The sequence below is a fragment of the Phenylobacterium sp. genome (genome assembly GCF_037968635.1).
Lineage (GTDB): Bacteria > Pseudomonadota > Alphaproteobacteria > Caulobacterales > Caulobacteraceae > Phenylobacterium.
Window position 1 is genome coordinate 40,274 of record NZ_JBBKVV010000007.1, and the last position, 9,075, is coordinate 49,348.

The following is a 9,075-nucleotide window of genomic DNA, read 5'->3' on the forward strand; positions in this document are numbered from 1 at the left end:
TTGGAGGAGGAGCCTATCCAACCGTCCGGCGACCGGTCGGTTCCGGCACGGGCGCCGTCGCGCCGCCTTTTTCACCAAGAACCACACCGCCGCGCGAGATCAGATGATCACGGCGGGGGCGGCGTCGCCAGGCGGTGGCCGGGGAACGGGTTTGCGGATCAGGCGGCCGACCCGGGCCAGGAGCTGCTGATCCTGGAACGGCTTGGCGAGAAAGTCCGAGGCGCCCAGCTTCAGGGCCTCCTGCACGTCGGACCTCTGGTTGCGGGCGGTCAGCACCAGGGTGGGCACCGCAATGCCCAGGGCCTTCATGCCCTTCAGGACCCCGAACCCGTCGAGCCGGGGCATGTTGATGTCGAGCACCATAGCGGCCGGCGACACTTCCTTTAGCCGTGCCAGACCCTCATAGCCGTCGCGAGCGTTGAAGGTGTGGAAGCCGGCCAGGCTGAGACGGGTGGTGATGAGTTCCAGGACCATGGGATCGTCCTCGACCACCAGGATGCGAGTCTGCTTGATCTCATGAGGCATCGGCGCTGTCCGCGGTGTCGAAGGCCAGATCCCATCGCGTCCAATGGGCGATCGCCTGGATCAGGCTCGCGGCGTCCACGGGCTTGCGCACGACGTCGTCGAAGCCGTCCTGCTCGGCGTAGCGTTCGAGGTCGGCGTCCGCGGAGAAGGCCAGGATCGGAATCGACGCATTCGGGCCCGGTTCGGCGCGTAGGCGCCGCAGCGCCTCCGGCCCGTCCATCACCGGCATGCGGATGTCGAGCAGGATGACATCGAAGGGAAGCTGGGTCGCGGTGAGCAGCCCCTGTTGGCCGTCACCGGCCTCTGTGATCTCGGCGCCGGCGGATTCCAGCACGGCCCTGGCCAGTTCCCGGTTCATGGGATTGTCGTCCACCACCAGTACCCGGACACCCTCGAGATCAAGACCTTGCCGCCCCTCCTCGGCCGTGGGCGAGACCGCTGCGGCGACCGGTGCGGCGATGAAGAAGGAGAAGGTCGAACCCTGGCCCGGCGCGCCGGTCACGCCGATCTCCCCCCCCATGGCCTCGGTGAGGCCCTTGCAGATGGCCAGGCCCAGGCCAGTGCCGCCGTGGCGGCGGGTCGAGGAGGCGTCGACCTGGGAGAAGCGCTGGAACAGGCCAGCCTGTTGTTCCGGGGTCAGGCCCGAACCGCTATCCTGCACGGCGACATGGAGCCGCTGCAGGCCGGTGTCGTAGCGCAGGCGCAAGCAGACCAGGCCCTGATCGGTGAACTTAATCGCATTGCCCACCAGGTTGAGCAGAACCTGGCGCAGGCGCTCGGGGTCCAGGGACAGAGCCTCTGGCACGCCATCGTCGGCCTGGAACTCCAGGGCCAGTCCCTTGGCCTCCGCCTGGGGCGCGAACATCAGCAGAGCCTCGTGGGCGACCTCGACCGGGCACACCGGGCGCGGCTTGATCTCGTACTGTCCGGCCTCGAGCTTGGAGAAGTCGAGGACGTCGTTGACGATGGACAGCAGGGCCTGGCCGGCCCCGGCCACGCGGTCGACATGGCCGCGAGCGATCTCGTCCAGCCCTTCGCGGGCCGACAGCAAACCCGTGAAGCCGAGAATCGCGGTCAGGGGGGTGCGGATTTCGTGACTCATATTGGCCAGGAATTCCGCCTTCGCGGAGGCGGCGGCCTGGGCGGCGGCGGTGGCCTCTTCGAGCGCGGTCTCCTGGGCGACCTGGGCGGTGACGTCGCGGATCACGTCGAGGAAAATCTGCTCCTCAGGCGGGCGATCGCCGTGCAGCAGGGAGGGATTGGACTCCAGCCATACCCAGCCTTCATCGTGCTTGTGCCAGACCCGCCAGCGCACGGCCTCCCCCGGCAGACCCAAGGCGACATTGGTAAACACCCGCAACACCTCGGCGGCGTCGTCGGGATGGGTGAACTCCATCGGCCGCATACCGATCAGCTCGGCGCTGTCGTAGCCGGTAATCGCGCGGGAAGACGGCGCTGCGAAGGTGATCGCGCCGTCCAGGTTGGTGGTGACGATCATGTCGGTGGCGTTTTCCGTCATCAGACGGAACTGGGCCTCAGCCTTGGCCAGGGCGGCATAGGCCGCGCGCCGCTCGGTGATGTCGCGCATCTGGGAGACGACGGCCACCGGCCGGCCGGCCTCGCGGATGACGGTGGAGCCGCTCTCCATCCAGGCGTGGCCGTCATGGTCACGCAGGCGCAAGCTGCGGTCCCGGGATGGATCGACCGCGATGCCAGCGGCGACCTGCGCCACCTCGTCCAGCAGCCGTTTCACGTCGTCGGGGTGGATCAGCTCGGCCCCGCGGCGACCGATCAACTGCTCCGGGTCATGGCCGTAGCGGCGGATCGAGGGCGAGATGTACTGGATGACGTCGTTCATATCGACCTTGAGGACGACGTCGGTGGAGGCGTCGGCCAGCAGCCGGTAGCGGTCCTCGGCCTCCCGGCGGGCTGTGAGGTCCTCGATCTGCGAGACGAAATGCTTCGGCCGTCCAGCGGCGTCATAGACCTGGGAAACCGACAGCCGCACCCAGACGGTCGCGCCGTCCCTGCGGATATAGCGCTTGTCCATCTGGTAGCTGGGGATCTCGCCGGCCACGAGACGCGCCAGATGGCCGAGATCAACGTTCACGTCGTCGGGATGGGTGATGGCCTGGAAGTCCAGACTCAGCAGTTCGGTCACCGGATAGCCGACGATGTCGCAGAAGGCCCGGTTGAGTCTGAGGAATCCGCCGTCGAGGCCCACCAGGGCCATCCCGATGGGCGCATGGTGGAAGGCGTTCTCGAACTGGTTGTGCTGCACCTGTTGCCGGATTTGGGCGGCGACCAGTTCCGCCTCGGCCTGTTTTCGCCCCGTCACGTCGCGGAACGCGTTGATGATCTCCACGGGCCGGCCGGCGTTATCGCGCAGCAGCTGCGGATTGCCCTCCAGCCAGATCCAGTCCCCGCTCTTGGCGCGGTATCGATGGGCGCGGTCGGTGGCGGCGTCGATCACGCCGCCGCTCAGGCCCTTCATGGCGGCATCGAAACGCGCCATGTCCTCGGGGTGCAGCAGGGAGGCTGGCAGTTGGCCGATCAGTTCCTCCGGCTCGTAGCCCAGGAGACGGCAGGCCGTCGAAACGTAGAGAATCCTGCCGTCCAGACTGGCGCGGACCAGGATGTCGCTGCTGGCCTCAACAAGCAGATGATAGATGTCGGCGTCCGTCGCCGGCCGCTTGATGTCGCCGCCTGTGTACATTTGACTCCCCCCGGAGGCCGTGCCGCCCGCACTGAGCGAACGTCGTTCAATCCTCTTCGCAAGTTATGAATTCAAGAGGCCGGAAGGCCGATCAACTGCGACAAAACACCAGCGCGCGCGCGCTGGTTGTCGGGCCAGATGACCGAAGCCACCTGGGGTGGCGGTCGGTGCGAAATCGGACGTTCCGACGTCTCGCCGGGGCGGACCTGCGGTGACCGCACGAACCACGACCATCCGACGGTTTCGGACCGTCGGACTCCGGTGTCCTGAAGGACGGGGAAGATTGGCTGGGGAACTAGGACTCGAACCTAGAACGACGGTACCAAAATCGGGCAGTTCTACTAATCATTCAGGCCCTTAGCTGTAAACCGCCATCTAATCCGGCCGCATGTTTTCAGGCACTTAGCGCTGCCGGGTAAATGCGTGGACCAGCCTCGATGCATATGCGCGCACCTGGAAGGTGGTGTCTGCCTTGCGCTCGCTCTCCAGGATCTCGGGGTAGGCTAAGCGCGAGGCGTCATCGACGCAGACATGCGCGGGCCCTGACATGACGCTCAGGCATGCTGCCAGTTTCGGAACGGCCGCAATGCATGCAATTCTGGAGGCGTTCTATACCGCTGGCTGAGTCTGGGCATTGCGGCCCGGCCAACTCTACTTGTCAGCACAGGCTGTCCGCAACGTGTCGGGTGGCGCGGACTATAGGGGAAAGACACGAAGCTGACGCGGTGCGACCCGAAGCGTTACGCCGGGTTTGACGAAATTCGCCAGCCGTCCCGGGCTCAGCCTGCGCAGCACCAGGCCGACCGTCGAGCGCGCCATGCCCAGACGGCCGGCGATCGCCGCGCCGGTCAGTCGTTCACGCCGCAGGGCTTCGATCTCGCAGACACGCGCGGCGGCCGACGCGGCCTTCACTGTCCAACCACAGGCCACACGATCGGACAGCAAGGCTCGACCCGACGGCGTCAGACGGGCATTCTTATGGACGTTCATCCGGGGTCTCCCGGTTAGAGTTTGGAGCTTCGCAACCCCACTTTCTCAACCCGATCCCGGGTGAACAACCTTCATAGCTTCGACACCTAGGCCACTCCCCGCTTTCCTGAAGTGGAGGTCCAGGGTTCGAGTCCGACGCCCAGGAAAGGAACGAAAGAGGCGACCGAGGTTCACGGAAGATCAGCTCATTTAAATCCTCCGAGAGCAGGATGCCGGCGTCCAGATTCGGGCTTTCGTCACCGGCTACAAGCGCCGGACGAGCCGGTGGCGGTAAACCGGACCTCAACCTTCCTCCTCCACACTGCGCCCTGCCTGGAGAATGCAGGCGTCCGGCCGCTGGGCTCCGATAATGGGTTCGTGTGCATGATCCCGGTTGGTCCGGAACGCACCCGCCGCACGCCCTCCTTCTCCTCAACGAGACCAAGGGTGGCGGGATGTTGAAGGAATTTGGACTGGCGACCCGAGCGGTCGCCCTCATGGCCGCAGTGACGATTGCGAGCCCGGCCTCCGCCGGTATCGCCATGATCGACCAGGTGGGCGCCGGCAACGTGTCCGATGCGTCGATGAGCCAGGCCGCATCCGGCGCCTGGACGGCGATGACGTCCGATCTCGCTTCAGAGGTGCAGGCCTTGACGGCCCTGGAGGCCGGCGCAGCGTCGGCCCCGGTCGACCGCGGCGCCCGCAGCCTGATAGAGCAGGACGGCATTGGCCTCTATGCGGAGGTGCGCCAGACCGTGCCGGACGTGCAAAGCATCATCCTACAATCAGGCTCCGGCAACACAGCCCAAGTCTACCAGACCGTCAACGCGAGTTCGGTCTCGACAATCATCCAGTCTGGTAGCGGAAACCTCGCGATCGTCCGCCAATAGGCCGACGCTCCGGCGCGCAGAGAACTCAGGACGCGGAGGGACGGAAGATGACGTGGCCAACACCTGCGGTGGGGAACATGCCCGTTCGGCTTATCACTCGCCAGGTGCTTGAGCATACCTTCCACGCCAGTATGGGTTGGAAACAAGCATTCGACGGTCACCACCTGAGCATGCTTACGTGGCTCTCGATTGACCTCGCCAATACCGAGCACCTTATTGCCCAGTCAGACCTGCCGCTCTTGCTTCAGGAAAATCGTTTCGAGGATCGCGATCGCCGGCCGATCTCCACCCGCGCGCTCGGAAACAGCCTGGGCCTCGACGTCGAAACCGTCCGGCGCTGCGCCAGTCGCCTGGTGGATCGGGGATACTGCGAACGTTTGGCCGACGGTTTAATTGTGCGTTCGGACGCTTATGAAAGAGACGAAATCCGCATCGCGTCGGAGGGGGCTCTAGAGGAGTTATCGTCGCTGTTCCGAGCCTTGGAATACTGGGCTCCACGGTCTGAAATTGGCTGGCCACCGGTCGTCCAATCCCGCCCCTGGGACGACAAGATCAACAGTTCCGGCCTGTTTTCCCGAATTATCACGCTCCTTTTCATGCAATTTATCGTGCGATTTGGCGTTGAAATGCAGTCCGCGTTTGATCGAAATGTGATTACATCAGATGTATTTCTTTGTGTGTTTACTGCGAACTACCGACCTTTACTAAGAAATAATGAACTGAATTTCAAGTATGCAACTTGGGACACGCCTCCGCCTGCGGCTTTGCGGGAGCCGATCAGCATTCGCGGTATCGCGAGGCGCCTCAACACCGCCGTGGAAACCACTCGCCGCCATGTGGCCCGCCTCGGGGAGTTAGGGTTGATCGAGAAGCAAGGCGGAGGGTTCGTGGTCTCATCAGAGGCAATAGCGAGACCGTCGTTCGTAAAGGTCGTCGGCGACATCAACGCCTCACTTCTGCTGATGCTGCGCCGCATGGAAAGGGTCGCTGCCGCTCAGGCCGGGGAGGATTAAGTCAGCCGCCCTGGCGACCCATTCTGCGGCGCATCAGTTGCGCCCTTCGCCTCAAAACGGGACAGTAAAGCTTTCCAGGCCCCAGACCTTCTGCTTTCCCTCACGGCGGAAGTTTAAACGTTTTGGGGGATCGCGATGACCGCGCTCCAGCCGGCCGCGGAAAATCCGATGGCCAGGCCTATTGCCCGCATCGTGCTCGAGCACGCCTTCCAGATCTCGATGTCCTGGCGGTGGGCCTTCGACGGCGATCACATGTGCGCGCTCATCTGGCCGGCCATTGACTTGGCCAACATCAAGTATGTCTTTTCCCAGCCTGACCTGCTCGAGCGCTACCTGGAGGGCGGTTTCCCTGACCATCAGCGCCAGCCCATTTCCATGCGCGCGCTCGGCGCCACCCATGGGGTAGACAACGAAACGCTCCGGCGGGTCATCAAGCGCCTGGTGGCGCGAGGCCTTTGCGAGCAGCTCCCAGGTGGGGTGATCGTTCGCTCGGCCTCATACCAAAATGAGCATGTCGCTGCGGCTTCACAACGGACACTAGATATTCTGAGCGAGATGGTTGGCGAGCTCGACCGCTGGATAAATCCCGTCCAGGCCGACCGCCTCGCACCGCTTGTACGCCGACCCTGGGAGCGCGCGCCGACGATCAGCCGCCAACCATTCGTCTTGTTCTTGGCGGACTTCCTATTCCTGTTCATGATCGAGAACATCAGCCTTCTCGACAACAATGTGGCCCGGGCCGACACCTTCCTTTGCATCTTCACAGCGAACAACCGCCCCTTGCTTGAGGACGACGACCTGTCGGCGCGATACGGCCGAACCGACCAACCGCCCCCAGAGATCCTGCGCCGTCCGATCAGCGTACGCGCCGTCGCCCGGCGCATCGACCGTTCCTTGGAGACCACACGCCGCCACGCCAATCGCCTCCTCGTCGACGGCTTGGTGGCGCGGCGAGGCGACGGCTTGGTGGTGGACGATTCCATACTTTCGCGGCCGGAACTGTTGGGGATGATGCATGGCATCGAGGCGTCCCTGCGGCAGATGACCTGCCGGATCGAGCGGCTGGCCGCCTTCCGGGGCCGCGATGCCGGGGCGCCGTAGATCCCCCGGGTTGAACTTCGTCGAACGCCATCAGCCTGCCTGCGCCCAACCGCCCGTCAAAATCCCCTTAAGCTCCCCCCTCAATTGCAGGCGCCCGAGCGCCACCGATCTCAACCAAGAAAAGCGTGCGAATATCGAGATACACCTTTGTTTTTACGACACTTTGACCGCCGTCGGTCGGTCGGCCCCGCCGGACATGAGCTCGCAGAAAGTGTCTCATTTTGAGGCGCATGGCAGCAGCCAACGCCTCAAAATGGGTCGCTGGGCCTTTGGAAATCACATGTTCTGCGACTTAGTGACGACTTCTGAGGAACACCCGCGGCCCCAATAGGGGGAGACACAATGATCGTGATGCATAGGCAGAAACACTCCACGCCCTAACCGCCGAAACCTCGGTCTCAGCTGAGCTCCGGCCTTCGCGGCGACCCGCACCCCAACATCACTGACATTTCCTGAGGAAAGCATGCCTTTCTCGAAAGCGCCGCTGTGCGCCCTGACCCTGCTCGCCTGCTTCGCCCCTCCCCTGTGCGCCGCCGCAGCACCTCTGACCTACCAGCCTGTGAACCCGTCGTTCGGTGGCAACCCCGGCAATTCGGCGCATCTGCTGGCCATCGCTGGAGCGCAGAATAGCTACTCGGCTCCGGCCGTGACTGGCGCCAGCGCCAGCGAAACCCAAGCGAGCCAGTTCCTGCAGCAGCTGCAGAGCCGCTTTCTCTCAGCGCTCGCTTCGAACGTCACTGACGCGATCTTCGGGGCCAATCCTCAGGAGAGCGGCCAGATCGTCTTTGGAAGCCAGACCATCACCTTCAATCGTGGCCTCGACGCGGTGAGCATCGACATCCTCGATGCGACGACAGGGCAGACCACCAACATCTCGGTCCCGATCCTTCTGAGCGGCCGCTAGGAGCACCTCGCATGGCCATTCGATCCCATTCCCTCTGGTTTGCCACCTGCGCCGCACTGGCGCTGGCCGGATGCGCCAGCCCAGGCGCCCAGGGCTTTTCTCGCCCCCATCTCTACAGTCAGCCACAGGCAGCCAGGATGTCCTCCGCATCGCAGGACCTCATCAACCTGCCGTACCCGAGCCAGCCTGTGGCGGTGGCGGTCTATGGCTTCACCGACCAGACCGGTCAATTCAGCCCGACCGACAATATCCAGACCCTGTCACGGGCCCTGACCCAGGGCGCCACCTCGGTCTTGATTCAGTCCCTCCGCGAGGCCGGGGGCGGCAAGTGGTTCACCGTTCTGGAGCGCGAGCATCTGGATAATCTCCTGAAGGAGCGCCAGGTCATTACCGAGATGCGCAGCCGCTATCTGGGCGAAAAGGCGGTCAATCCGGAGGCCCTGCCCTCGCTATTGTTCGCTGGCGTCCTGCTGGAGGGCGGCGTCATCGGCTATGACACCAACACCCTCACCGGCGGCGCCGGCGCGCGCCTCCTGGGCGTCGGCGCCAACGCCGACTACCGGCAGGACACCATCACCGTCTACCTGCGCGCCGTGGCGACCAAGACCGGGGAAGTCCTGACCTCGGTGGTGGTCCGCAAGACCGTCGCCTCGGCCGGGCTGCAGGGCGGCGCCTTCCGCTATGTCAGCTACAAGAACCTGCTGGAGGCTGAGACCGGTATCACCGCCAATGAGCCGCGCACGATTGCGCTGGAACAGGCGGTTCAGAAGGCGGCTTACGACCTGATCGTTGAGGGCGCCCACCAGGGCGTCTGGTCCTTTGGCGACAAGGTTGCAGCCGCTGCCTTGATCGACAAGCACCTGGCCAGCCTCGGCGGCCGGTCCACCGCCCCGCGGTCGCCCCAGACCATTCCGGCCAGCAACCCCGTGGCCGCCCGCAGGACCCCGACCCCGGCCG

Annotated in this window: 7 protein-coding genes and 1 pseudogene; 5 read left to right on the forward strand and 3 right to left on the reverse strand. The window is 64.4% G+C overall.

Annotated elements, in window-relative coordinates; translation table 11 throughout:
* Positions 1-99 precede the first annotated feature (99 nt).
* The 3 genes and pseudogenes from AAC997_RS00875 to AAC997_RS00885 form a co-directional block, all read right to left on the reverse strand.
* Entirely contained in the window at positions 100-525 is a 426-nt protein-coding gene (locus tag AAC997_RS00875; RefSeq protein ID WP_340643807.1) for a response regulator, read from the reverse strand.
* Positions 515-3,241, reverse strand: coding sequence for a PAS domain S-box protein (locus tag AAC997_RS00880; protein ID WP_340643808.1), 2,727 nt, complete (start codon positions 3,239-3,241; stop codon positions 515-517). The genes AAC997_RS00875 and AAC997_RS00880 overlap by 11 nt, the downstream gene beginning before the upstream one ends.
* Positions 3,242-4,123: 882 nt before the next feature.
* A pseudogene (locus AAC997_RS00885) lies at positions 4,124-4,231 on the reverse strand (leucine zipper domain-containing protein); the annotation flags it as partial.
* A 434-nt stretch (positions 4,232-4,665) separates the two neighbouring features.
* On the opposite strand from AAC997_RS00885, the gene AAC997_RS00890 reads away from it, so the two are divergent.
* From AAC997_RS00890 to AAC997_RS00910, 5 genes are all read left to right on the forward strand, one after another.
* Positions 4,666-5,100, forward strand: coding sequence for a hypothetical protein (locus tag AAC997_RS00890; RefSeq protein WP_340643809.1), 435 nt, complete (start codon positions 4,666-4,668; stop codon positions 5,098-5,100).
* Positions 5,101-5,177: 77 nt separating this feature from the next.
* Complete coding sequence (locus AAC997_RS00895; protein WP_340643810.1) at positions 5,178-6,113, forward strand: hypothetical protein; 936 nt, start codon at positions 5,178-5,180, stop codon at positions 6,111-6,113.
* Positions 6,114-6,248: 135 nt separating this feature from the next.
* Entirely contained in the window at positions 6,249-7,214 is a 966-nt protein-coding gene (locus tag AAC997_RS00900) for a hypothetical protein (protein ID WP_340643811.1), read from the forward strand.
* A 463-nt stretch (positions 7,215-7,677) separates the two neighbouring features.
* Entirely contained in the window at positions 7,678-8,118 is a 441-nt protein-coding gene (locus AAC997_RS00905; protein WP_340643812.1) for a curli assembly protein CsgF, read from the forward strand.
* Between the two features lie 137 nt (positions 8,119-8,255).
* Positions 8,256-9,075, forward strand: an 820-nt coding sequence (locus tag AAC997_RS00910; protein WP_340643813.1) for a CsgG/HfaB family protein, incomplete at its 3' end; no start/stop codon positions are given.

Bases quoted from the DNA above. Each gene is read 5' to 3' on its own strand.
- AAC997_RS00875 (WP_340643807.1), bottom strand. From the start codon at position 525: ATGCCTCATGAGATCAAGCAGACTCGCATCCTGGTGGTCGAGGACGAT.
- AAC997_RS00880 (WP_340643808.1), bottom strand. From the start codon at position 3,241: ATGTACACAGGCGGCGACATCAAGCGGCCGGCGACGGACGCCGACATC.
- AAC997_RS00890 (WP_340643809.1), top strand. From the start codon at position 4,666: ATGTTGAAGGAATTTGGACTGGCGACCCGAGCGGTCGCCCTCATGGCC.
- AAC997_RS00895 (WP_340643810.1), top strand. From the start codon at position 5,178: ATGCCCGTTCGGCTTATCACTCGCCAGGTGCTTGAGCATACCTTCCAC.
- AAC997_RS00900 (WP_340643811.1), top strand. From the start codon at position 6,249: ATGACCGCGCTCCAGCCGGCCGCGGAAAATCCGATGGCCAGGCCTATT.
- AAC997_RS00905 (WP_340643812.1), top strand. From the start codon at position 7,678: ATGCCTTTCTCGAAAGCGCCGCTGTGCGCCCTGACCCTGCTCGCCTGC.